Origin of the sequence: Bacillus cereus group sp. Bce019, from assembly GCF_051781745.1 — a bacterium.
GTDB classification, from domain to species: domain Bacteria; phylum Bacillota; class Bacilli; order Bacillales; family Bacillaceae_G; genus Bacillus_A; species Bacillus_A cereus.
Map to the genome: position 1 here is coordinate 1 of NZ_JBPWJX010000181.1, position 264 is coordinate 264.

The following is a 264-nucleotide window of genomic DNA, read 5'->3' on the forward strand; positions in this document are numbered from 1 at the left end:
GTCACTGATAAATATATTGATAAAGATACTAGTACAAGTGAGTTGTTAAGGCAACATTTAGAAACTGCATTAAACGCATTGCCAGAAGAAACTATACAGGGGGTTTTGTATGATTTTGATGCTTTGGATATTCCGATAAAAAACAGAACATACTGGCATCTTGAAACAATTTCCAATTCATTACCACCAGAAGAAGCAAGTAATAATCTATTTTACTATCCAATTCTAAAGAATGATGTAGATAAAATTTTAGAATTTCATGAG

General features: G+C 30.7%; 1 protein-coding gene. It reads left to right on the forward strand.

Annotated features, from left to right (window positions below; all coding sequences use genetic code 11):
- The coding region (locus tag ACS2QP_RS27930; RefSeq protein ID WP_438883092.1) for a hypothetical protein at positions 1–264 on the forward strand (264 nt) is incomplete at both ends.